The following is a 1,243-nucleotide window of genomic DNA, read 5'->3' on the forward strand; positions in this document are numbered from 1 at the left end:
GGATGCGCAATTCGTTGCCGAGGAAGCGCAGCAGGTTGAGGAATTCCCGGCGGTTGACGCTGTTGCCGGCCAGGACGTTGTGCAGCTCGTCGATCACCAGCAAACGCACACCGAGCTTGCGCAGCAGTGTCAGCGCCAGTTGCTCTATTTCCGGCAGCCGTGGGCGCGGTCGCAATGGTGCTCCCATCGCCGCGAGCAGCGCGACGTAGAAGCGGATCACCGATGGCTCGGACGGCATCTGCACGACCAATACCGGGATGTGCTCCTGGTCGGCGTCGGAGCTGGCCGGGTGGGCGCGGCGGAACTTCTCGACGATCATCGACTTGCCGTTGTTGGTTGGACCGACCAACAGCAGGTTGGGCATGCGTTGTTTGTTTGGCCACGTATACAGGGCTTCCAGCCGGTTCAACGCCTCGACTGCTCGCGGATAGCCGATCCAGCGGTCGGCGCGAAGGCGATGGATGCGCTCGTCCGCCGGGAGACGGGCCAAGCCCTGGGCCGCCGGCAGCAGGTGGGACAGGTCGATGATGGGATATTCGTCCACGGCTACCACTCCTCAATCTGGTCGAACGGTTTGGCAGGTGGCTGGTTGTCCGCCTGCGGGTCTGCCATGTCCGTGTCCGCTGGTGGCGTGGTTTTGACAGGTTGTTCCGTTGACTTGAGATGCTGGCGTCGATCCGCGTCGCGCCGCGCCTTGCGCGTGGCTTTCTGCGCAGTGGTCACGATTTCGCGCATCTGCCCGATCATGCGGAACAGCGCCGACTCATCCACCTGTTCGCGCCCTTGCTGCCGCAATTTCGCCAGCGCCTGCCGTTGTTCCCAGAGGGTGACAGCCGGGTGCGACAAGGTACGGTATGGAATTTCCAGATAGTGCTGCCCCTCCGGCTCCAGCACCCAAATGCGGCTGATGTCGCGTGGGTCGCGCCGGATCAGGAACGCAGGCAGGCGGTCGCGCCGAGCTATCCACGGCTTGAGCGCATCGGCGTAGTAGTGGATGTGGTCGATGACGAAGCCAGTGCGGGTCAGGGTGCGGCGGAGGACGGGCAGGAAATCGACCAGAAAAGCCGTGGTGCGAGTGATGACGGTTGGAACGCCGGTACGCGCGACAGCTTCGGCCCAGCGTGCGGCCGGCGGTTGGAGCAGGCCGTTGTGCACGGAGCCGTGATAGGTGCCAACCGCCAATGCGAGCCAGCGTTCCAGCTCGCGCAGTGTCAGGGCGGCCATCTTCTCGGAGGCGTATTCC

At 64.4% G+C, this 1,243-nt stretch carries 2 protein-coding genes; both read right to left on the reverse strand.

The annotated features are described in order from the left end of the window. Nucleotides 1-544 (reverse strand): TniB family NTP-binding protein (locus ACZ4FV_RS52430; RefSeq protein WP_465328566.1); only part of this gene is annotated, 544 nt, incomplete at its 3' end. Nucleotides 545-546: 2 nt separating this feature from the next. Next, a partial coding sequence (locus ACZ4FV_RS52435; RefSeq protein ID WP_465328567.1) for a Mu transposase C-terminal domain-containing protein occupies nt 547-1,243 on the reverse strand: 697 nt, incomplete at its 5' end.

The sequence above is a fragment of the Embleya sp. NPDC025285 genome, assembly GCF_055558835.1.